Origin of the sequence: Myxococcus sp. CA051A (genome assembly GCF_013336705.1) — a bacterium.
GTDB classification, from domain to species: domain Bacteria; phylum Myxococcota; class Myxococcia; order Myxococcales; family Myxococcaceae; genus Myxococcus; species Myxococcus llanfairpwllgwyngyllgogerychwyrndrobwllllantysiliogogogochensis.
Genome location: NZ_JABUMS010000004.1, coordinates 578731 through 600808, shown reverse-complemented (window position 1 = coordinate 600808; position 22078 = coordinate 578731). Strand labels below are relative to the sequence as shown.

The following is a 22078-nucleotide window of genomic DNA, read 5'->3' as shown; positions in this document are numbered from 1 at the left end:
CCCTGCTCTCGCGGAGGTGGCCATGCCCGGCTGTGCGCACTGTGGACACTCGCTCGACATCATCGCCAATCAGGTGGGACGCAGCGACACGTGTCCGAACTGTGACGAAGACGTGCGCTCGTGCCGCAACTGTCGGCACTACGACGCGAGCGTGGCCAAGGAGTGCAAGGAGCCCTTCGCGGAGGTGCCCGCCGACAAGGACGGCGCCAACTTCTGCGAGCTGTTCCAGGTGGGCGAAGGTGGTCTGCACGCGAAGGCCAGCCGCGACGCGATGCTGAACGCCGCGGAGGCCCTGTTCAGGAAGCGCTGACGAGGGCGACGGCTCAGCGCGAAAGCCCCGGCGCCACCGCCACGGCCGAGCCCACGAACGGGACGACCTTGGAGAAGCCCTGGGGCGGGTTCGCGAGCGCGGAAGGTCCACACTCGCCCCACTGCGTGATTCCGTGGGGCAGGAGGTCCTTCAAGTCGTAGCGCGCGCCGTTCAGCTCGAACGCGGTGCTCCACACGATGCGCGCCGTGAAGACGTTGAGTGACAACGAGCGTCCGGAGCTCGCGGGCCCGTCGAAGGCGCCGCCCACCACGACACTTGCCCGGCGGAACGTGGCGATGGGACGCCCGGCGGAGAACGACTCCGGGTCGTCGAAGTGGGGCCGCTTAGCGCCTTGCTCGTTGAGGTAGACGGTGAAGTCCCCCACCGGGTCCACGCTCAGCGACAGGCCGCCGTTGTCGAGCGTCACGGACTTGAACGGCGTGGAGCGGAAGGTGAGGCGCGCGGTGGACTCGGCCACCTTCCCGCTGGGGTCCTCGAACAGCGGCCCGTGCAACCCCTCCAGGTGGATGAAGTAGCCCAGGTCCTGGAGTGTCGAGTCCTTCGACGCCAGATAGAAACGGCCCGTCACGTACCACGCCACGCTCGCCGGAATCACAGGTGCCATCACCACCTCCACGGCGACACCCTAACCGACGCGCGGCCCGTGCTAAACGGCGGGACATGATCCGCAACCTCCTCGCCGTGTCCACGCTGCTGTGCCTGACGGGCTGCACCACCATCGGCGCCACCAACTACGCCGTCCCCAAGGAGCGGGCCACCGAGTGCAAGCAGATCTGCACCGACCTGGACATGGAGTTGGGCGCGGTGGTCGTCATCCGCAGCTCGGCCGGGTGCGTGTGTCAGCCGCGTCCCGCGGAGGGCTCGCCCACGGGCGCCGGCGCGGCGGCGGCGGGCAGCGCGGCCATCCAGGTCATCGAGGAGGAGCAGAACAGCGGCACCTACGCGCAGCAGCATCAGAGCACCCGGTAGGCCCCCGGCGCGGCGCGGGTTCAGGCGGGTGTTCGAAGGCGACGGGCGGGCCCTGACTGACGGACCCGCCCCGTCCACACGGCTCAGAAGCCGTAGAGCTTCGAGATGATCTCCTTCATCACCTCGGACGTTCCACCGCCGATGGTGATGAGGCGCACGTCGCGCCACATGCGGGCGATGGGCGTCTCCTCGATGTAGCCCATGCCGCCGAAGAACTGCTGCGTGTCGTAGGCGACGCGCTGGGCCAGGTCTCCCGCGAACAGCTTCGCCATGGAGACCTCCTTCACCGGGTTCTCCTTCCGGTCGAAGAGGTCCACCGCGTGGTACGTCAGCCGCTTCGCCGCTTCGATGGCCGTCAGGTGCTCCACGAACTTGTGGCGCCACACCTGGAACTTCATCAGCGGCCGGCCGAATGCCTCGCGCTCGCTGCCGTACTGGATGGCGTCCTCCATCATCCGCTCCATGCCGGACACGGTGGTGATGGCGCCGACCAGGCGCTCGCCCTGGAAGTTCGTCATGATGTGGTAGAAGCCCTCGTTCTCCTCGCCCAGCACGTAGCGGGCGGGGATGCGACAGTCCTCGAAGTAGAGGATGGCCGTGTCCGAGGACAGGTTGCCAATCTTGTCCAGCTTCTTGGAGACGCCGAAGCCCTTCACGTCCGTGGGGAACGTCACCAGGGAGATGCCGCCGTAGCCCTCGCCACCCGTGCGCACCGCCAGGGTGATGAAGTCCGCGCGCGTGCCGTTGGTGATCCACATCTTCGAGCCATTGATGACGTAGTCGTCGCCGTCGCGCCGCGCCGTCGTCTTGATGCTCGCCACGTCCGAGCCGCACCCCGGCTCGCTCACGCCCAGCGCGGCGATGCGCTCACCCTTGAGCGCGGGCTCCAGGAACTCCCGCTTCTGCTCGTCGGTGCCAATCTCGTTGATGATGGGCGTGGCCATCTGGCTCTGCACCAGCAGCGCCATGTTCACGCCCGCGTTGCGGCTGTAGCTCAGCTCTTCGCAGAACGCCGTCACGTACCAGTAGTCCAGCCCACTGCCGCCGAACTTCGGATCATGGTTGATGCCGAGGAAGCCCAGGTCCGCGCACTTCTTGAACAGCTCGCGAGGAAAGATGCCCGCCCGGTCCCACTCCAGCCCGTACGGCGCCATTTCCTTTTCGACAAACGCGCGCACCGTCTTGCGGAAGGCCTCGTGCTCCTCGGTGAAGGGGTTCGGCATGCACACTCCTCATTGGCGGGGGGACAACAAGATTGATTTTAGAATCAATAGCAGGCGTCCCGGGGAAGCAACAAGGACCGGCCATCAGCCCCGTACTCCGGGGCAACCCCTGAAGAAAGTCCTGCTCGCCCGGCAGGCGGGCGTTAGGTAGGCCCGGTGGGAGATAGTCCGCATCGCGGAGTATCTCCTTGACAGACAGTTCAGGAACTGTAGTTTCCGGGCCGCAGAATTTCCAAAGGTTTGAGCCGGCGTGGAGTCCTGGAGGGGTCCGGGGACCGCGAGCTGGCAGGAGCAGGACGACCGTGATTCGACGCATGTGGGTGGCCGCGGTGCTGGCGGCGGTGATGATGACGGGCTGCGGCAAGGGCGGCGCCAAGCCGGCCCTGCCCGAGCAGCAGGGCCCGGCGGCGATGGGTGTGAAGGCCATCGCGCCAGCGACGGAGCTGGAGGCCAGCATGACCCGCGTGACGGGTCAGGTCCGCTCCAAGCAGGAGGCGACGCTGAGCGCGCAGGCCACCGGCACCATCGCGAAGATGCTGGTGAAGGTCGGCGACAAGGTGAAGAAGGGCCAGCCGCTGGCGGTGCTGGATACCTCCAACGTCGTCATTGGCGTGGAGCAGGCCCGGGCGGTGAAGTCGGCCGCGGACGCGGCGCTGCAACTGGCGACGAACAACCTGGAGCGCACCCGCAAGGTGGCCGAGTCGGGTGGCATCGCCGCGGCGGGGTTGGATCAGGCGGAGATCGGCACGAAGCAGGCCGCCGCCCAGGCCGCCCAGGCGGGCGCCACGCTGCGCATGGCGGAGGAGAACCTGCGCGACATGGCCATCATCGCGCCCTTCGACGGCGTCATCACCGCGCGCATGAAGAACATCGGCGACACGGTGGCGATGATGCCGCCCACCCCTGTCTTCACGCTGGTGGACATCACCGGCCTGGAAGTGCGCGCGCTGGTGCCGGAGTCCGTGGTGGACAAGATCAAGCCCGGCTCCAAGACGCAGGGCACGGTGAGCCCCAGCGGGATGCGCTTCGAGGTGACGGTCGCCAACGTGGGCGCCACCGTCGACATCACCAACCGCACGGTGGAGGTGCTGGCGGACGTGGTGGGTGAGACGGCGTCGCCGCTGCGCCCGGGCGCGCTGGTGGACCTGGACTTCTCCAACGCGGCGGGCCAGACCGACGACAAGGGCCTCTTCCTGCCGACGCAGGCCGTCAGCGCGCGCGGGCAGACCGGCTTCGTGTGGGTGGTGCAGGACGGAACCGTGCGCAAGCGCGACGTGCGCGTGGAGCGAGTGCTCCCCGGCTACGTGCGCATTCTCCAGGGCCTGGCCGCCGACGAGCGCGTGCTCGCCGACTCTTCCCTGGACGTGAAGGAGGGCACGGCCGTCCGCGTGGTGCAGTGACGCCTGCCCTCCCTCTTACCTTTTGGAGCTCCTGAATGAGCCCGCTCAAGACATTTATTTCACGGCCCATCTTCACCGCCATGTTGATGATGGCGGTGGTCGTGTTCGGCATCAACGCTTACCCGCGCATCGGCGTCGACCAGTTCCCCGACGTCGACTTCCCCGTCGTCACCGTGACGACGGTGCTTCCTGGCGCGGACCCGGAGACCATCGAGAAGAACGTCAGTGACCCGCTGGAAGAGGCGCTCAACACGCTCAACGGCGTGGAGCAGCTTCGCTCCATCAACATGGAGAGCGTGTCGCAGATCGTCGTGCGCTTCACCCTGGCCAGCAAGGTGGACGTGGCCGCGCAGGACGTGCGTGATCGCGTCCAGGCCACGCTGAGCAAGCTGCCGGACGAAATCGAGACGCCCGTCGTCGAGAAGTTCGACATCGGCGCAGCCCCCATCATCACCCTGTCGCTGTCTGGCGCGCTCCCCATTGAAGAGCTGACGCGCACGGCGGAGGACATCATCAAGCCCGCGCTACAGCGTCAGAAGGGCGTGGGCAGCATCGACGTCATCGGCGGTCGCGAGCGGGAGATCCAGCTCGTCGTCGACCCGGACCGCCTGCGAGGCTTCGGGCTGGCCATCAGCGACGTGAGCCAGGCGGTGCGCGCGCAGAGCCTGGACGTCCCGGGTGGCCGCACCATGGACGGCGGTCGCGAGCGCGTGCTGCGCCTGACGTCCGAGGCGAAGAGCGTGGATGAGATCCGCAACATCATCATCGCCAGCCCCAACGGCGCGCCGGTGCGCGTGCGGGACATCGCCGACGTGGTGGACGGCCCCGAGGAAGCGCGTGGCGCCGCGAAGAACGGCGACCGCAGCGCGGTGGCGCTGGTGGTGCGCAAGCAGTCCGGCTCCAACACGGTGCAGGTGGCCTCGCTCGTCAAGGAGTCCCTGGGAGAGATCAACAGCCGCCTGCCCGAGGGCATCACCGTGGACATGGTGTCGGACAACGCGCGCTTCATCCGCTCGTCGATCGCCTCGGTGCAGTTCGACATGGTGCTCGGCGGCATCCTCGCCGTGGTCATCGTGCTGCTGTTCCTGCGCAACCTGAACTCCACCATCGTCGCGGCCGTCGCCCTGCCGGTGTCCGTGGTTGGCACGTTCGCGGTGATGGCGGCGCTGGGCTTCACCTTCAACATGATCACGATGCTGGCGCTGACGCTCTCCATCGGTCTGCTCATCGACGACGCCATCGTGGTCATCGAGAACATCGTCCGTCACATGGAAGAGGGAAAGACGCCCATGCAGGCCGCGCTGGATGGCGCCGGGCAGATTGCCCTCGCCGTGCTCGCGGTGACGCTGGCCATCGTCGCGGTGTTCATCCCCGTGGCGTTCATGGACGGCATCATGGGCATGTTCTTCTACCAGTTCGGTGTCACGGTGGCGGTGGCGACGCTCATCTCCTACGCCGTGTCCATGACGCTCACGCCCATGCTGTCCTCGCGCATGCTGCGCCACCACGGTCAGCCCACGGGCGTGTCCGCGGCGGTGGAGAAGGTGCTGGTGGGCATGGAGAACGGCTACCGCAAGATGCTGGCCGCCATCCTCCGTCGCCGCCTGGTGACGATGGCGGTGGCGGTGGTGGTGCTCTTCGCGACCTTCGGCCTGGCCCGCTTCCTCAAGTTCACGTTCATCCCGGAGTCGGACAACGGGAACATCAAGCTGGCGGTGGAGCTCCCCATCGGCTCGACGCTCTACGAGACGCAGGCGGAGATCGACCAGCTCGACGCCCAGGTGCGTGCACTGCCGGGCATTGCCTCCACCTTCGCCACCGTCGGTGGCGGCGTGCAGGAGGAAGTCCACAAGGGCGAGCTGCTCATCAACCTGGTGCCCATCAAGGAGCGCAGCTATCCGCAGGGTGAGCTGAAGACGTATCTGCGCGGCGCCATCAAGCCCCGTCCGGGCGTGTCGGTGACGGTGCAGGACGTCACTGGCATCGCCGGTGGTGGTTCGCGCTCGCAGCAGGTGCAGTTCAACCTGCGCGGCGACAACTGGCAGGAGCTCATCGCCACGTCGGAGAAGATGAAGGTGGCGATGAGGACCAACAAGGGCCTGGTGGACATCGACTCCACGTACCGCTCCGGCAAACCCCAGTACGACGTGGTGGTGGACCGCGAGCGCGCCGCCAGCCTCGGTGTCCCGGCCGCGTCGCTGGGCTCCACGCTGCGCGCCTTCCTCGGCCGCGACAAGTTCGCGGACTACCGCGAGGGTGGCGAGACGTACGAGGTGAAGCTGCGGCTGCCGCCGGAGACCCTGGCGTCCGCCGATGCACTCGGCAAGCTCACGGTGCGTGCTCCCAGCGGGCAGCTCGTGGAGCTGCGCAACCTGGCCTCCGTCACTCCGGCGGATGGCCCGGTGCAGATCGACCGTGAGTCCCAGAAGCGGCAGATCACCCTGCTCGCCAACCTGGCCTCCGGCTACCAGCTGGGTGACGCCGTGGCCTTCATGAACACGACCGCGGAGAAGGAAGTGCCCAAGGGGATCATCTACGACTTCGAGGGCAACGCGAAGGAGATGGGCAAGGCGGTGTCCGCGTTCGGCGCCGCGCTGCTGCTCGGCATCATCCTCGTGTACATGATTCTGGCGGCGCAGTTCGAAAGCCTCGTCCACCCGTTCACCATCATGTTGTCGCTGCCCTTCGCCTTCATCGGCGCCATTGGCGCGCTGCTCATCACCGGTCAGGCCATGTCCATGTTCGCCCTCATCGGCGTCATCATGCTCATGGGTCTGGTGGTGAAGAACGGCATCCTCCTGGTCGACTTCACGCTGCAGTTGCGTGAGGAAGGCAAGAGCGCCACGGAGGCCCTGCTGGGCGCCGCTCCGGTCCGTCTGCGTCCGATTCTCATGACGACCATCGCGATGATCGCCGGCATGATTCCGGTGGCGATTGCCCGGGGCGACGGCGCGGAGACGCGCGCGCCCATGGCCATCACCATCATCGGCGGCCTCATCACCTCCACGGTGCTGACGCTGGGCGTGGTGCCGGTGGTGTACTCGCTGCTGGACCAGCTCACCGAGAAGTTCAAGCGGCGCAAGGGCCCGGGCACCGCCCCGGACCATGGCACGCCGCACGCGGTGGGTCCGCACGGCGAGAAGGCCGCGGTGGCCGCGGCCGCGCGAGTGGAGACGGCCTGATGCGAGTGCCGGCGAACAGACCGGCCCTCCGCGTGCAGCCGTCCGGCGCAGGCGAGGAGGAGCTCGAGCTCACCGAGGAGGGCGGCGTCACGGACGACGCCCTGCCCGAGGCCGAGCAGGACTCCCCCACGCCCGCGTCACGGCGGCTGCACGAGCTCATCATCCAGTTGGGGCGGTACCGCTCCCTGCGGGACCCGCTGCATGGCATCTGCGAGAGCAACCAGCTCACCCCCACGCAGATCCACGCGCTGATGTGGCTGGGCAATGACGGCCCCACGCACGTGGGCGTCCTGGCCCAGCGTGTCGGCATCACCAAGAAGACCATCACCGGTGTGGTGGACCGGCTGGAGGACATGAAGCTGGTGGAGCGCACGAGGGACGCCGAGGACCGGCGCGCCGTCGTCGCGCAGCTCACCACGGAGGGCGTCAAGCTCTTCAACCTCATCAGTCGCAGCGTGGACCAGGGCCTGCGACGCATGCTGGACCTGCTCCCCGCCGACGACCAGGAGGCCCTCTTCGGCCTGCTGGAGCGGGTGCTGAAGCGGCTCGGGGGCCCCGCCTCCGAGCAGGCCCTCTAGGATGCACGAGCGCGCGCCGGTGGCGACCTCCGCCCGGCGCGCGCTCCGTTGTTTCCCGAAGTTGTTCTCCCTCTTCATCCTCGTGCTCGTTACCCCGGCGTCGGGTGCCGCCCCGCTGGGCCAGGAGCTGGCCGGACGGTGCCGCGCCTGGGCCGCGGATGCGCGCAACCCCTGGGCGCTCGCGCACGGCGTCGTGCTGGAGGGCCAGGCCTTCCGCGCGAGTGACGGCCGGCTCGCTTCCGACGTGATGGTGTCCGACTTTCTACGCAGGACTCCCTCGTCCGAAGACAGTCCCTCGAAGCAGGCGGACCTCTTCTTCGAGTCTTCCACTCCCGACGGGACTCCCGTCGAACCCCACCCTGCCCTCCTCGTGAAGACGTTGCTGGCCGCTGGCCAGCCGCCGTCCCAGCGCTTCACGACGGCATGGGGCACGGTGACGCTGCGCGAGCTGGTGGAGGACGTGAAGCGCGACTTCCGGATGGAACAGGTGGCCTCCCCCGAGAGCGCCTGGAAGCTCGAGGTCCTCTCGCTGAGCGCTCGTCCTGGCGACACGTTCCGCGACGGTACGGGGCGCAAGGTGAGCGTGGATGCGGTGATGGAGCGCGCGCTCGCCACGCTGGAAGCGGAGCAGGCCGCGCTCGCCTCGGGCATGAAGGCCGGGCGACCCGAAGTGCCCAAGCGAGGTGAGGGCATCTACGCGCATCCATGCGGTGGGTTGCATTACTTCCAGGCCGTGGCGGGCTGGGCACGACATCCATCCGTGCGCGCGGCGTGGAGGCCACGACTGGCGGCGCAGGTGGACGTATTGCTGTACCGGCTCGACTCGGAGACTCGGCAGTACGAGACGGCCTGGGCTTCGGCGCCCTCGCAACGCGAGCAGGTGCTGGCGCAGATGCTGAAGTTCCAGGGGCACTTGCTGGAGACGCTCGGGCGATTCCGCGACGACACCGGCTGGCGCCCCACGGCGCGCCAACAAGACATCGTGGAGCGCGCGCGCAGGTATCTGGAGAACACGGTGCGCAGGATGGACGAGACGGGCCTGCTCGCGGCCCCCGCGTCCGTGGCCACACGGAATCGACAGCTCGCGCTGGACCTGGTGGGCGACACCTGCCACGCGGCGCGGGGCGAAGCGCTCTGGAGCCGCCCTTCCGCCGGACGAACTCCGTAGTCCGCGCGAGGCGTCCGCCGCGTCACACGCCCGGGCGCGCCTGTTCCTCGAGCGGGCACGAGGCGCCCGCCGCGTCACACGCCCAGGCGCGCCTGTTCCTCGAGTGGGCACAAGGCGTCCGCCGCGTCACACGCCCAGGCGCGCCTGCTCCTCGAGCGGACACGAGGCGCCCGCAACACCTCAAGGCCGCACGAGGCGCCCGCCGCACCAGCGCATCAAGGCCGCACGGGACGTCCGCCGCGTCGCACGCCCAGGCGCGCCTGCTCCTCGAGCGGACACGAGGCGCCCGCAGCACCAGCGCATCGAGCTACCGCGAGTCGCCCGCCGCGTCACACGCCCAGGCGCGCCATCTCCTCCTCCGTGAAGCCCGCTTCCGCGAGCACCTCTCGAGAGTGCTGGCCCAACGCGGGAGGCTCGCGCAGCGGCGTTGGCCCCATGCGCAGCGGCGTCAGCAGATGCGTCACCTTGCGACCCAGTCGAGCATCCTCCGCCTCGACGAAGAGGCCACGAGCACGAAGCTGCGCATCGGCCAGCACCTCGTCCCCTTCCGCCACCGGCTCCACGCACAGGTCCGAGCCAGCGAACTTCTCCGCCCAGTACGACAACGGCTGCTCCGCGAACAAGCGCGTCAGCTCCGCCTTCACCCGCGCCCCGTCCTCTCCCGGCGTGTACGCGTCGTCGAGCAGCTCTGGGCGCCCCAGCCGCTGGCACACCCCCGCGAAGAACTTGGGCTCCAGCGCGCCCACCGCCAGCCACCGGTCATCCGCCGTGCGGTACAGGCCGTAGCACGCGTACCCGCCATTGAGCGCCTCGCGTCCGCGCTCGAGCGGCGCGCCCTGCTCGCCCATGAAGAGCCTGGCCGCCAGGTGCATGTGCAGAAAGGCGGTGGCCCCATCCGTCATGGACACGTCAACGAAGCGGCCCTTCCCCGTGCGCTCGCGTTCGTGCAGCGCCGCCAGGATGCCCACCAGCGCGAAGAGACTCCCACCGCCGATGTCCCCCATCTGCACGCCGGGAAAAGCCGGTGCCCCACCCGCCTCACCGCCGTAACCCAGCAGGCCCGCGCGGGCCACGTAGTTCAAATCGTGCCCCGCCTTGAGCCGGTCCGGCCCCGTCTGCCCATAGCCGGAGATGGCGCAGTAGATGAGCCGGGGGTTCTCCGCCCGCAGCACCGACTCGCCCACGCCCAGCTTGTCCATGACACCCGGCCGGAAGCTCTCCACCAACACGTCATGCGTGCGCGCCAGCCGCTTGAGCGCGTCACGCCCCTCGGGCGTCTTGAGGTTCAGGGTGAGCGACCGCTTGTTCCGATTGAGGCCGTAGAACAGCGCCCCCACATCATCGCGCGACGGCGGCATCGCCCGGACATAGTCGCCGCCCTCCGGCTCCTCCACCTTCACCACCGTGGCGCCCAGGTCCGCGAGCACCAACGTGGCATAGGGGCCGGGCAACAGGCGCGACAGGTCCAGCACGCGCAGACCCGTGAGTGGCAGCGAAGACATGGCGGTTCTCCAGGAGTCGAACGAGACGAGAGGGGCCTGAAACGACGTGCGGCGCGCCCCCGGAGTGGGAACGCGCCGCGCGGGTCGGAGCGAAGGTCGGCACCAGGGCCCACCCTCACGCTCCGAGGGAACTACGACAGCAGCTTCGCGAGCTTCATCGCGAGGCCCATGTCCATGGGCTTGAACTTCAGCTTGCCCTGCATGGCCGCCATCTGGGCGTTGAGCTTCTTCTCGCGGATCTTCACGAAGTCCTCGTTGCTCACCAGGATGGTCATCTTGGACGCGCCCTCGATGCCCGGGGAGACCCAGCCCTCGGCCTTGGTCAGGTCCAGCGTCCACTTCCCGCCGCCCTCGCCGGAGATGTCGAAGTGGATGATGGCGTTGATGTCCTTCGCCAGCTCCGGCTTCGCCTGGAGAACTTCCGGAATCTGGGTCTCGATGATGTCCTTCGCGGTCATGACGCGCTCCTTGGCCTGGTCGTTGATTGAAGAATCAAGACGGGTGGAGGGGACCGTAATGGCGCCCCCCTGACAGGTCAAGCAGCGCGACGCGCGGTGTTCATCACGCGCTGGTGCTGCTCGCGGTGGACGGGTTCAGCGAGCGGCGCACCATGTCCAGCAAGTCGTTCAGCTCGAAGGGCTTGGCCAGGTGACCCACGGCGCCAATGTCCTGGGCCTTGCTGCCCACGTTGCGGTCCGCGCTGAGGACGATGAGCGGGATACCCGCCACGGCGGGCGGCTTCTGTCGCATGCGTTGGGCGAACTCCCAGCCATCCATCACCGGCATCATCAAGTCCAACAAGATGAGGTGGGGAGGCTCCGGCTCGAGGCGCTCCAGCGCCTCCTTCCCGTTGCGGGCACGACGAATGACGAAGCCTTCGGCCTCCAGAATCTCGGAGAGGGCTTCGAGGATATCCGGGTCGTCATCCACGACGAGGACGACGGGAGCACCATCAGGCTGTGTGTTAGGCGGAGTCAGGGCAGTCTCCCTCGGTGCGACGCTGGGGATTCTTCCACCATCCTCCCATCCAGCGGCGCAAGAAAGTGCGCTCCCCGCACACGATGGGGATTCACGTTGCAAAACCGACAGTGCCGCCCCACCCTTTCCGTGACCTGCTGGACAGGAGGTGGAAAACGTGAGGAGCCCTGGGGAGATGGGAGCTGGCAGCACGGCGGAAGCGCCTGGCCTCGTCCTCGTCCCCACGCAGGGGCCCCCTCGCCTGCTGGGCGGGTTGCTGCTCGAGCATCTGGGCCTCCAGGAGCTGCCCCCGGGCGCCACCTCCGTGGAGGCGCTCCTGGGCGCATCAGGCTTCCAGCGTCGCGCGGGAGACATGCGCGTGTGGGAGCGGGGAGATGAGGTGGTCCTCGCCGGAGAAGAGCCCCTGGGCGACGGAGGGCGGCTCCTGTGGACCTTCCCCGTGGGCTGGAACGAGTCGGATGCGCGTCGCAGGGTGCGCTACCTGGGCATGGCTTCACATGACCTGCGCGGCTCCCTGGCCAACATCCGCTCGTATGCCGCGCTGCTGCTCAACGGCCGCGTCCCACTGGAGCCCAAGGTGCAACGCGGGCTGGAGACCATCCTGCGCAACGCGGACCGCTCGCTGTCCTTCTCGCAGGACTTCTTCGACTCGAGCAGGGCCGACCTGGGCTCGCTCGCCTGCGAGCCGGAGCGCCAGTCGCTCATCCCCCTGCTGGACGCGGCCGTGGAGCGCCAGCGCGCGGCGGCCACCGCCGCCAATGTGGCGCTCGTACTGGACCTGGATCCCCGCGTGGCTCCGCCCGACGTGGCCGTGGACGGAGCCCGAATCCAGCACGCCGTGGAGGCCTTCATCCTGTACCAGCTCTCCCGCTCCCAGCCCGGCGAGGTCATCTACCTGAGGGTGCACCCGGGTGCCCCAAGGGTGCGGGTGGAGGTGCGACGGGAGGGTGTCCCCCTGTCCGACGAGGACGCCTCCGTCGTGTTCCGGCGCGAGGAGCGGGCCTTTCGCGAGAAGAAGCTGGAGGACCCGCTGCGCATCTACCTGGCCCGCCAGGAGGTGGAGGCGCACGGCGGAAGCGTCGGCGTGGAGACGGATGCGTCCGGTAGCTCCCTCTTCATCACCCTCACCGCGCTTCCGGGGGCCATGCTCGGCACTCCAGCGGCCCTCCAGGCATGAGGCCTCCGCTCTTGCTGGCGGTCCACGGCGCCCCCCGCTATGCTCCGGCCGATTTCGCGAAGGAGCCGTGATGCTGGGGCTGAAGCCGATGGAACTTCTTCTCATCCTGTTTGTGCTGCTGCTCCTCTTCGGGGCCACGCGGCTGCCGCAGCTCGGCTCGTCCCTGGGCAGCGCGATTCGCAACTTCAAGCGCGGCTTTGGCGGTGAAGAAGAGACGGGTACGCCGGGCGCCGACAAGAAGGGTACCGGCACGCTCGCCGGCGGCGGCAACGTGGACAAGGACGTGAAGTCCACCACGCCCAGCAGCCACGCGTAATCCGCTCCGGGCACCTCCCGGAAAGCACGACGCCCGCTCCACCCCGTCTTCTTGGGGCCGAGCGGGCGTTGACGTTTCAGCCACCTGGCCTGTCCGCCCCCTGTCCCAGCGGGGCGACACGCCCCCAGTCGACAGCACTGGGGGCGAGCGGCCGAATGCTCAGTCGATGACGGCCACGTTGTCGTACATGGCGTCGATCTGCGCCTTGTACTTCGTGCTGCAGACCTTGCGCTTGACCTTCAGGGTGGGCGTCAGCTCGCCGGACTCCTGGGTGAAGTCCGCGGGCATCACCGTGAAGCGCTTGATGGTGGCGTACGGCGGCGAATCCGCGTTCATCTTGTCCAGCACCGCCTTCACGGCGGCGTGGATCTCCGGCCGCTTCGCGTTGTCCGCGTAGCTGCCCACCGGGGCGCCCTTCTCCTCGAGCAGCTTGCGCGCGGAGTCTTCCGCCACGGTGATGAGCGCCACGAGGTACGGGCGCTTGTCGCCGTACACCATGGCCTGGCTCAGCAGCGGGAACGTCTTCAGCGTGTTCTCGATGTTCTGAGGCGCCACGTTCTTGCCGCCCGCCGTGACGATGATGTCCTTCTTGCGGTCGGTGATGCGCAGGTAGCCGTCGGCATCCAGCTCACCGATGTCACCGGTGTGGAACCAGCCGTCCTTCTCCAGCACCTCGGCCGTGGCCGTGTCGTTCTTGTAGTAGCCCTTCATGATGCAGGGGCCACGCACGAGCACCTCGCCATCCGCGGCGATCTTCGCCTCGGTGCCCGGCAGCGCGGGACCGACGGTGCCAATCTTGATCTTGTTCGGACGGTTGGCGTTGGTGGGAGCCGCCGTCTCCGTCAGGCCGTAGCCCTCCACGACCTTGAAGCCCAGCAGGTCGAAGAAGTAGCCAATCTTGCGCGACAGCGGCGCGCCACCGGAGACGAACAGGCGCATGTTGCCGCCCAGCTTCTCGTCCAGCGTGGCCCGCACCTTGGTGAACACCAGCTTCTTCGCCAGCGTGAAGCCGAGCGTGTCGTACGGCCGGCCCTGCTGCATCGCATCGACGTACTCGTCGAAGAGCTTGAAGGCCCAGCGCGTCAGCCGGCCCTTGAGGCCCGGAGCCGACGTGCCGTTGGACACCACCGTGTTGTAGACCTTCTCGAAGACGCGGGGCACCGACGGCAGCACCGTGGGACGCGTCTCCACGATGTTCGCCATCAGCTTGTCCACCGACTCCGCGATGATGAGGCGGAAGCCCATGCTCAGCCACGCCGCCTTCACCACCTGGGCGAAGACGTGCGCCAGCGGCAGGAACAGCATGACGGCGTCCGACGGCTCCATCATGCCGATGGCCTGCACCGCGTGCGCCTGGTACGTCCAGTTGCCGTGGGTGAGGATGGCGCCCTTCGGATCACCCGTGGTGCCGGAGGTGTAGATGAGGCAGTTGGTGTCCTCGGACTTCACGGACGCCACCCGCTCCTCGAAGGCGCCAGGGTTGGCCTGGTGCGCCTCGCGGCCCTGCGCCATGACCTCCGCCAGGGCGACTTCCTGGCCGCCCGCCACGGGACCGTCGAAGACGATGACCTTGGTGACGGTGGGACACTCGGCCAGCTTCTGCCGGACGCGCGTCAGCCGCCCCGCCTGCTTCGCATCCTTCTCGTCGTTGTCCACGAGGACGAACGACGTCTCCGAGTGCTTGATGACATAGCGGAACTCGTCCGGAAGGTTGGACGAGTAGATGGGCACGGTGATGGCCTGCGCCGCGGTGATGGCCAGGTCCGCGACGATCCACTGGAGGCTGGTGTTGGCGAACAGCGCCACCCGGTCTCCGGGCTTCACGCCCTGGGCCACCAGGCCCGCGGACAACGCCTTCACGTCGTCCAGCACCTGTCCGAACGTCACGTCCTGCCAGCGGCCGTCCTTCTTGTGCGTCACACCCGCCTTGGAGGCGTTCTGCGCACGCTGGATCAGCAACTGGACCAGGTTTCCCTCTTGCGCTCCGGCCGCCGAAGCCGAAGGTGCTACCTGATTCTCTGCTCTCACTTGAGCTCCTCCTCGATGTCGGCTTCGACCTTCTTCGCCCACTCCTGGATGCGCTGACCCTCCGGAGGGTCATACGCGACGCTTCCCTGCTTCACCTTCTGGATGGCGTCACGCGCCTCCTTGGCCTTGTCGTCCTTGAGGAGCGTCTCGGCGAGGAAGTAATGCGCGCGCAGCATCTCCGGGTGTTTCTTGATGGCCTTCTCGTAATACTCCGCCGACTTCTTCAGATCCCGCTTCGGCCAGGGCAGCTCGTAGAAGTAGCGACCCTTCACGAGGAGCGGCGCGCTCCAGTTGAAGGTCGGATCAATCTTGATGGCCGTGTCCACGCGCTCGTTGAACTTGCCCTCCAGCCCCTCACCCAGCGCCTTCATGACGCCTACTGCTTGAGAGTAGGCGCCGATACCCGTCGCCGCGTAGTAGTGGCCCTCCACGCGGGCGGGGGCCAGCTTGATGGCCTTCTCGGAGACGTCCCACGTCTGCCGCCCGAGCACCTTCTTGAGCTTCTCGTTGCCCGCCCCGTCCGCCTGCCACTGGAGGAGCCGGGCCTGACGCCACACCAGCTCGAAGTCGTCCGGCGTCGCCGTCAACGCCTTCTTGAGCTCCGCCTCCAGCTCCTTCACCGCCGCGGCGTCCGCGCGACTGGCGTGCAGAGCATCCAGGCGGGCCCACACCTCGGCGTCGGCCGCCCGTGCCGAACCGGCAACGAGCAGGCACAAGGCAAGTAAAATCAGGCGCATGGCCGGTGGGCTTAGCACGCACGCTCGGCCGCACGCAAACCACGCAGGCAGCCTTTCCGGCAAAAAACAAGAGCGGGGCCGGCAAGGGTGGAAGACCCCGCCAGTCCCGCTCAGTCCGCGTATCTCCCCAGGTGGGGAGAAGGTCGGCTCAGGCAGCGTCGGCCGCGGCCTGCTCCTCGTTCTCGTTGAAGGCGGACAGGTAGCGCTCCAGGAACGTCTTCGTCTTGAGCTCCACCTGGCGCACGCGCTCGCGCGATACGCCCCACCGCTGTCCCAGTTCCTCCAGCGTCAGCGGCTTGTCCTGCGTCAGCCGCTCCGTGAGGATGTCCCAGCCCAGGTCGCCAATGCGCTTGCGGACCTTGGTGAGCGCGTCGTGGATTTCGGTGTCCTGCTCATTCGAGAGGAACACGTCCTGGGGCGACGGCCCGTTGTCCTCCAGGCGGTCCAGGAAGGTGGTCTCCCCTTCCTCGTCGATGGAGGCGTCGAGCGAGAAGTCCACCATGCTGCCCCGCTCGGCTTCTCCGCCACGGACCTGGCTGCGGTTGTCCTTCAGGTAGCGGGTGATGTAGGCGCGAATCCACCACACCGCATACGTCGCGAAGCGCACGTTCTTCTTCGGGTCGAAGTGCTCAATCGCCTTCATCAAGCCCACGTTGCCTTCCTGGATGAGGTCATCCAGGCGCGCGCCGCGATTGGCGAACTTCTTCGCCACGGCGACAACGAAGGCCAGATTGGAGGTCGCGAGCGTCTGTCGCGCGGACTCGTCGCCCTTGCGAGCACGACGTGCGAGCTCGTACTCCTGCTCGCGCGTCAGTTGGTGATGTCCCCCCAGGTGACGCAGGTATTGCGACAGGCCCTCCGCCGCAAACTTCGTCGAGTTGGCCATGATTTCCCGTCCTCCGTTCGATGCCGGACGCGCTGTCCCCGCCGACTCGCGTCCACCTGCATCTAGGACGCCCAACGAGCGAAAGGGTTTCTCATTCCATCGCCGAAAGTCGTTTCGACTGTCGACCGTCGTCCCGTGGCGGACGAGAGGCTCGCGCTTCCGCTGACTTGCAAGGTTGAGGAGCGCGGTTATCCCTCGGCGATGGTCACGCTCCGGCTACTCACGTAGAACGCTTGAGCGCGGGGAAGATTTTCTGCGGATTGAGCAACCCTGATGGGTCAAAGAAGGACTTGAGCCGCCGCTGGAGGTCGAGCAGCGCGGGTCCTTGTTCGAGCGCGAGAAATTCCCGCTTCGCGAGGCCCACACCATGCTCGCCTGTGATCGTGCCGCCCAGTTCCACCGTCATCACCAACATGCGGCGCAGGGCTGCGTCCACCAGGCCACGCTGGTGCGGCCCCTCATAGAGGATGTTGGCGTGGAGGTTTCCGTCGCCCGCGTGGCCATAGGTGGCCACGGTGAGTCCCAGCTCGGCGCCCATGATTTTCAGTCGCTGGATGATTTCGGGAATTTTTGAGCGCGGGACGACGATGTCCTCCGAAATCTTGTGAGGCTTCAGCGCGCGCAGCGCCGGCGAAATGGCCCGCCGCACGGCCCACAGCTTCTCTCGCTGCCCCTCATCCCGCGCGACGAGCGTCTGGGTGGCGCCCTGCTGTGCGCAGATGTCGCCGAGCCGTGACAGTTCCTCCAACAGACCTTCTTCACCGTGGCCGTCGACCTCCGCGATGACGACCGAGCCGGCGCCCGCGGGAAACTGGAAGCCTCGGCCGTCCACGGCGCGCAGGGCCACGTCGTCGATGAGCTCCAGGCAGCGCGGGAGGATGCCCGCGGCGAGCACGGCGGAGACTCCGCGCGCGGCGTCCAGCACGGACGGAAAGACGACGAGGGCGGTCAGGACTTTTCGTGGCAGCGGAATGAGCTGCAGGGTGATTTCGGTCGCCACGCCCAAGGTGCCTTCGGAACCCACGAAGAGGCCCACGAGGTCATAACCCGCGACGCCCTTGATGGTGCGGCGGCCAACCCGCAGGACTTCTCCGTCCGGAAGCACCCACTCCAGGCCGATGACGTAGTCGCGCGTGACGCCGTACTTGAGCGCGCGAGGTCCCCCCGCGTTCTCCGCGACGTTGCCGCCCAGCGTGCAGAACTCCCAGGAGTTCGGATCCGGTGGATAGAAGAGGCCCTGCGCTTCCACGGCCTTCATCAAGTCGCCCGTCACCACGCCGGGCCCCACCACGGCCGTGAGGTCCTCCACGGAGATGGAGTGGATGCGGTTCATCCGCTCCAGGCTCACCGCCACGCCACCATTCAGGGGCAGCGAGCCACCGCTCTTGCCACTGCGCGCGCCACAGGGCGTGAAGGGCACGCCGTGCGCCACGCAGGCCTTGAAGACGGCCGACACCTGCGCGGTGGTCTCCGGAAACACCACGACATCCGGAGGGAACACGCCGCTGTCGGACTCATCCCGCCCGTAGGCCGCGAGCGTGTCCGCGTCGCGCCGCAGCTGCCCTTGCGCGAGGACGCTCGCCAGGGCTGCACACACCCGCTCCACGCGCTCGGCATCCACGCGGTCTGTCCGCGCGGACGGGCCACTCATCGCCGAGCCCCCAGCCGGGCCCACAGCTCACGACGAAGCGAGCCATCTCGCCGCAGCTCGCCCTCGTACGCCTCCGCGTGGGTGATGGCGTCGTGCTGCTGGGCGCCTCGCATGCGCAAGCACGCCTGCTCTGCTTCGATGATGCAGGCGGTGGCGGGGCTGCCCAGCACGCGGGCCAGGGCGCTGGACACCTCGCGGGCCAGGTCTTCCTGGAGGATGAGCCGGTGCGCGAAGCAGTCCACCAGCGCGGACAGCCTGCCGAAGCCGGCCATCCGCTTGCCCGGCACATACGCGACATGCACGCGGCCCGTCACCGGCAACAGATGGTGCGGACACATGGAGACGAAGCGCAGGTTCGTCACGACCACGAGCTCGCGCGACGAACCCTTCGGCGTGGGGAACGTCTTGCCCAGCACCTCCTCGGGCGTCTTGGCGTAGCCATCCAGGAACTCACGGCTCCAGGCGTCAGCCACGCGCTGCGGAGTGTCCACCAGGTTCGCATCCCCCAGGGGCAGTCCGGCGGCGTGCAGGAAGGCCTCCACCGCGCGAGCCATGGCGGCGGGGTCCGGCAGGCTGACCAGGGGACTCGGGACGGGGGCCTTGCGAGTGCGAGCTTTGGACGAAGTCACGGGGGAAGGGGCTCCTACAAGGGGCGTTCAGGGAAAGCCGACGCTATCCGATGCCGCGATGAGGATCTCGTCACCTCGCACACGGACTTCGTAGATGCGGACGCTCGCGTCGGGACGCCAGGGGCAGCGCCCCGTCCGCACATCGAAGGGCCAGGCATGCAGCGGACAATGCAGCAGGTGGCCGTCCAGGTCCCCCTCGGCCAGCGAGCCGCCACGATGAGGACAGGTGTCGGCCAGCGCGTGGAGCCGCCCGTCCACACGGACGAGCGCCACCCGGGTGTCTCCCACCTGGACCACCGCGCGACCCCGTGCGTCCAACGCGGTGAGCCGAGCCACCGGAATGTATCGTCCGTCCGGTTGTCCTTCGTCCATACAGGTGTCTCCAACGCCCCGCGAGCCGTTGTCCATCCCGGTGAATGCGGTGACAGAGGTGTACGTCCCACCGCCGTGCTAGCCTGCCTTGACTCGCCCTGGTGCCGTCAGTAGAGCACCTGTGCCTCCTTCATTCCGATGATCCAGCGCGCCCATACCTTCGCCCGTGGCATCGCGACGTTGCTCGTCGCGCTGTGGGCGTTGCAGCCGCTGGGGGCCCTGCTCCACGTCCGGGACGAGCACGCCCACCGCTTCTGCCCCGAGCACCAGACCTTCGAGGAGACCGCCCGGGGCACGGGCTCGATTCAGGCTCGGCTGGCTCCCGAGAAGCTGGCGCAGTTGTCCGCCCTCCCCTCGTCGAACACCGACTCGACACGGCTCACCCATGAGACCTGCCCGCTCCTGACGTCGGGCTCGCGCGACGAGCTGTTCTTCTCCTCGCCGTCCTCCTGGGCCCTGGCCCGGCTCGCGGTCAGCCGTCCCGCCACCGCGCCACCCCACGTCGCTCCCCCGCTCTCCGTCCTCGATACCGCGCCCAAGTCCTCACCACCCGCGCACGCCTGAGTCGCGTCCAGCAGGAGTGGTCAGGTCATGGAGTGGGGCGTGTGCGCACGCGCGCGTCCAGTTTCGAGGAGCATTCCCGGTGTCATCCGTCTCACGTCGTCCGCACGGCGCGTTCATCGCCGTGTCCATCGCAGCCCTGTTGTCCACGGCCACCGCCGCGGCCCAGGAAAACCAACCCCCTCTCTCGCCCGATGCGGGTGTGCCCGAGCCCGACGCGGGAACGCCCGATGAAGTCCCCGCGGGCCTCACGCCCGAGGAGATGGCCGAAATCGAGAAGGCCTTCGGTGGCGACACCCAGCAAGGTGTGCCCGCCGGCACGTCCTCCGCGCCGGACCCCACGCCCGGAGGCGGCCTGCCGCTGTCGATTCCCGGAGGGACGAGCGGCACCAACTTCCTGGACATGAGCTTCATCCTGGATCTCGCCGCGGCGGCCTTCACGTCCAAGGAGCCGCTCCAGGGCGGCGCGCATGACCCCACGCGCAACGGCTTCAACCTCCAGCAGTTGGAGCTGTCCATCGGCTCGGTGGTGGACCCGTACTTCCGCTTCGACGCGAACATCGTCTACAGCCAGTTCGGCGTCGAAATCGAAGAGGCCTACGGCACCACGCTGGCCCTTCCCGGCAGCCTCCAGGTGCGTGCGGGCCAGTTCCTCACGCGCTTTGGCCGCCTGAATGCCACGCACCCGCACGCGTGGGACTTCGTGGATCAACCGTTCGCCATGAGCCGCGTCTTCGGCGCGGAGGGCAACCGGGGCCTGGGCGTGGAGCTGTCCTGGCTGACGCCCCTGCCCTGGTACGTGGAGCTGACCGGCAGCCTCACCGATGCCACGGGCGAGGCCACCGCGCGCAGCTTCCTGGGCGCATCGAATGACCGCGTCCTCTCACCGCTTGACCTCCAGGCCACGGGCGTCCTGAAGCAGTTCTTCGCGCTGTCGGACGACCTGTCCCTGATGTGGGGACTGTCCGGCGCCACGGGCCCCAATCCCACCGGCTATCGCAACCGCACGGATGTCTTCGGCACCGACGTGTACCTGCGCTACCGCCCCATCACCGAGGCCAGCAACACGCTCGTCACCCTCCAGGTGGAGGCCCTCTACCGCCGACGCCAGGTGCCCGACGACGTGCTGACGGACATCAACACCTACGCCCAGCTCGCATGGCGCTTCTCGCAGCGCTGGGCCGCCGCCGCGCGCTATGAGTTCGGCACACCGGCGAAGGGTGAAGGCGGCGCGGTGGCGTTGGATCCGCTGGACCCGGAGTGGACCAAGAACCGGGACCGGATCTCCGCCAACCTCACCTTCTGGCCCACCGAGTTCTCCCGCCTGCGGGTGCAGGCCGCCAGAGACCGGGCACGTTGGCGCGACGAGGCGGACTACTCCGTCTTCCTCGCGCTCGAGCTGGTGACGGGCGCCCACGGCGCTCATGCGTTCTAAACCTCTTTCACGGGAGCCCTGCCCCATGCGCCACTTTCGTTTCGTCGCGGCCCTGTGCGCCGCCCTCTGCCTCTTCGCCGCCGCGCCCGCTCGCGCGGCCGTCAATGTCGTCACCACCCTTCCGGACCTCGCCGCGCTGACCAAGGCGGTGGGCGGAGACCTGGTCCAGGTGCAGTCCATGGCGCTGGGAAGCCAGGACCCGCACCGCGTGGACGCGAAGCCCAGCCTCGCGCTCGCGCTGCGCAACGCGGACCTGCTCATCTCCGTGGGGCTCGACCTGGAGATCGGCTGGTTGCCCAATCTCCAGACCGGCTCGCGCAACCCGCGCATCCAGGTGGGCAACCCCGGCTTCCTCAATGCCTCGCAGTTCGTCCGGTTGCTGGAGGTCCCCGCCACCAAGGTGGACCGCAGCGAGGGCGACGTCCACCCTGGAGGCAACCCCCACTATCTCTATGACCCGCGACAGGGCGCGGCGGTGGCTCGCGGTATCGCCGAGCGACTCGCGCAGCTCGACGCGAAGAACGCGGCGACGTACCGCGCCAACGCCGCGAAGCTGACCGCCGAGCTGGATGCCGCGCGCGTCGGCTGGGAGAAGCGCCTCGCGGGCCTTCGCGGTGCGCCCATCGTCGCGTTCCACCGGACGACGCCGTACCTCGCGGACTGGCTGGGCTTCGAGCCCATCGCGTTCCTCGAGCCCAAGCCGGGCATCCCCCCCAACCCGTCCCACGTGGCAGGCGTCCTCGTGCTGGCTCGGCAGCGCAAGGCGCGCATGGTCCTCATCGAGAGCTACTACAACGACCGGGAGGCGAAGATGGTCGCGGGCATGATTCCGGCGCCAGTCGTCGTCCTCCACGGCGGCACGGACTTCCGCTCGGGTGAGACGTACGTCCAGCACATCAACGAGCTGGTGGGCAACCTGGAGAAGGCGCTCACCCCCGGAAAGGGAGGCTGAGTC

22 protein-coding genes are annotated in these 22078 nt (G+C 68.1%); 11 read left to right on the top strand and 11 right to left on the bottom strand.

The genetic code is table 11. The annotated features are described in order from the left end of the window. Positions 1-22 precede the first annotated feature (22 nt). Positions 23-310 carry a hypothetical protein gene (locus tag HUA74_RS15960; RefSeq protein ID WP_174455197.1) on the top strand — a complete coding sequence of 96 codons (288 nt, stop codon included), beginning with the start codon at positions 23-25 and terminating at the stop codon, positions 308-310. A 13-nt stretch (positions 311-323) separates the two neighbouring features. Here the strand turns inward: HUA74_RS15960 and HUA74_RS15955 are convergent, their stop codons facing one another. Next, complete coding sequence (locus HUA74_RS15955; RefSeq protein ID WP_174455196.1) at positions 324-935, bottom strand: hypothetical protein; 612 nt, start codon at positions 933-935, stop codon at positions 324-326. Positions 936-991: 56 nt separating this feature from the next. On the opposite strand from HUA74_RS15955, the gene HUA74_RS15950 reads away from it, so the two are divergent. Beyond that, complete coding sequence (locus HUA74_RS15950) at positions 992-1300, top strand: hypothetical protein (RefSeq protein ID WP_141644929.1); 309 nt, start codon at positions 992-994, stop codon at positions 1298-1300. An 83-nt stretch (positions 1301-1383) separates the two neighbouring features. Here HUA74_RS15950 and HUA74_RS15945 read toward each other — a convergent pair whose 3' ends face one another. Beyond that, positions 1384-2523 carry an acyl-CoA dehydrogenase family protein gene (locus tag HUA74_RS15945; protein WP_174455195.1) on the bottom strand — a complete coding sequence of 380 codons (1140 nt, stop codon included), beginning with the start codon at positions 2521-2523 and terminating at the stop codon, positions 1384-1386. Between the two features lie 302 nt (positions 2524-2825). On the opposite strand from HUA74_RS15945, the gene HUA74_RS15940 reads away from it, so the two are divergent. The 4 genes from HUA74_RS15940 to HUA74_RS15925 are packed head-to-tail and all read left to right on the top strand — an operon-like array spanning position 2826 to position 8851. After that, positions 2826-3923: an efflux RND transporter periplasmic adaptor subunit gene (locus HUA74_RS15940; protein WP_371817244.1), complete on the top strand. Its 1098-nt coding sequence runs from the start codon at positions 2826-2828 to the stop codon at positions 3921-3923. Positions 3924-3958: 35 nt separating this feature from the next. Further along, on the top strand, positions 3959-7105 hold the full coding sequence (locus tag HUA74_RS15935) for an efflux RND transporter permease subunit (RefSeq protein WP_141644931.1): 3147 nt from the start codon (positions 3959-3961) through the stop codon (positions 7103-7105). Then, positions 7105-7683: a MarR family winged helix-turn-helix transcriptional regulator gene (locus tag HUA74_RS15930; protein WP_174455194.1), complete on the top strand. Its 579-nt coding sequence runs from the start codon at positions 7105-7107 to the stop codon at positions 7681-7683. Before HUA74_RS15935 ends, HUA74_RS15930 begins: the two co-directional genes overlap by 1 nt. A 1-nt stretch (position 7684) precedes the next feature. Then, positions 7685-8851, top strand: coding sequence for a hypothetical protein (locus tag HUA74_RS15925; protein WP_174455193.1), 1167 nt, complete (start codon positions 7685-7687; stop codon positions 8849-8851). Positions 8852-9180: 329 nt separating this feature from the next. Here HUA74_RS15925 and HUA74_RS15920 read toward each other — a convergent pair whose 3' ends face one another. The 3 genes from HUA74_RS15920 to HUA74_RS15910 all read right to left on the bottom strand — a co-directional run bounded on the left by HUA74_RS15920 (position 9181) and on the right by HUA74_RS15910 (position 11283). Further along, positions 9181-10353, bottom strand: a complete 1173-nt coding sequence (locus HUA74_RS15920; RefSeq protein WP_174455192.1) for a CaiB/BaiF CoA-transferase family protein — start codon at positions 10351-10353, stop codon at positions 9181-9183. A 131-nt stretch (positions 10354-10484) separates the two neighbouring features. Then, positions 10485-10811 (bottom strand): SCP2 sterol-binding domain-containing protein, encoded by a 327-nt coding sequence (locus HUA74_RS15915; RefSeq protein WP_141644934.1) that lies wholly within the window; start codon positions 10809-10811, stop codon positions 10485-10487. 103 nt (positions 10812-10914) lie between these two features. Continuing rightward, a complete protein-coding gene (locus HUA74_RS15910; protein WP_174455191.1) occupies positions 10915-11283 on the bottom strand; it encodes a response regulator in 369 nt (122 codons plus the stop codon). Positions 11284-11506: 223 nt separating this feature from the next. On the opposite strand from HUA74_RS15910, the gene HUA74_RS15905 reads away from it, so the two are divergent. Together HUA74_RS15905 and tatA are read left to right on the top strand one after the other, a co-directional pair. Then, entirely contained in the window at positions 11507-12508 is a 1002-nt protein-coding gene (locus HUA74_RS15905) for a sensor histidine kinase KdpD (RefSeq protein ID WP_217441823.1), read from the top strand. 70 nt (positions 12509-12578) lie between these two features. After that, on the top strand, positions 12579-12824 hold the full coding sequence (tatA, locus tag HUA74_RS15900; protein WP_174455190.1) for a twin-arginine translocase TatA/TatE family subunit: 246 nt from the start codon (positions 12579-12581) through the stop codon (positions 12822-12824). A 159-nt stretch (positions 12825-12983) separates the two neighbouring features. Here tatA and HUA74_RS15895 read toward each other — a convergent pair whose 3' ends face one another. The 6 genes from HUA74_RS15895 to HUA74_RS15870 all read right to left on the bottom strand — a co-directional run bounded on the left by HUA74_RS15895 (position 12984) and on the right by HUA74_RS15870 (position 19127). Next, a complete protein-coding gene (locus tag HUA74_RS15895) occupies positions 12984-14852 on the bottom strand; it encodes a long-chain fatty acid--CoA ligase (protein WP_174455189.1) in 1869 nt (622 codons plus the stop codon). Continuing rightward, positions 14849-15589: a tetratricopeptide repeat protein gene (locus HUA74_RS15890; protein WP_141644937.1), complete on the bottom strand. Its 741-nt coding sequence runs from the start codon at positions 15587-15589 to the stop codon at positions 14849-14851. Before HUA74_RS15890 ends, HUA74_RS15895 begins: the two co-directional genes overlap by 4 nt. A 148-nt stretch (positions 15590-15737) precedes the next feature. Then, complete coding sequence (locus tag HUA74_RS15885; protein ID WP_141644938.1) at positions 15738-16475, bottom strand: RNA polymerase sigma factor RpoD/SigA; 738 nt, start codon at positions 16473-16475, stop codon at positions 15738-15740. 220 nt (positions 16476-16695) lie between these two features. Beyond that, a complete protein-coding gene (locus tag HUA74_RS15880; protein ID WP_174455188.1) occupies positions 16696-18126 on the bottom strand; it encodes an FAD-binding oxidoreductase in 1431 nt (476 codons plus the stop codon). Continuing rightward, positions 18123-18680, bottom strand: coding sequence for a GTP cyclohydrolase I (gene folE, locus HUA74_RS15875; protein WP_217440203.1), 558 nt, complete (start codon positions 18678-18680; stop codon positions 18123-18125). The genes HUA74_RS15880 and folE overlap by 4 nt, the downstream gene beginning before the upstream one ends. Before the next feature lie 102 nt (positions 18681-18782). Further along, positions 18783-19127, bottom strand: a complete 345-nt coding sequence (locus HUA74_RS15870) for a Rieske 2Fe-2S domain-containing protein (RefSeq protein ID WP_174455187.1) — start codon at positions 19125-19127, stop codon at positions 18783-18785. Positions 19128-19265: 138 nt separating this feature from the next. Here HUA74_RS15870 and HUA74_RS15865 point away from each other — a divergent pair, with 138 nt between their 5' ends. From HUA74_RS15865 to HUA74_RS15855, 3 genes are all read left to right on the top strand, one after another. Further along, positions 19266-19691 (top strand): hypothetical protein, encoded by a 426-nt coding sequence (locus tag HUA74_RS15865; RefSeq protein WP_141644942.1) that lies wholly within the window; start codon positions 19266-19268, stop codon positions 19689-19691. 79 nt (positions 19692-19770) lie between these two features. Then, positions 19771-21123, top strand: a complete 1353-nt coding sequence (locus HUA74_RS15860; RefSeq protein ID WP_174455186.1) for a zinc-regulated TonB-dependent outer membrane receptor — start codon at positions 19771-19773, stop codon at positions 21121-21123. 25 nt (positions 21124-21148) lie between these two features. Continuing rightward, complete coding sequence (locus HUA74_RS15855) at positions 21149-22075, top strand: metal ABC transporter substrate-binding protein (RefSeq protein ID WP_141644944.1); 927 nt, start codon at positions 21149-21151, stop codon at positions 22073-22075. Positions 22076-22078 lie beyond the last annotated feature (3 nt).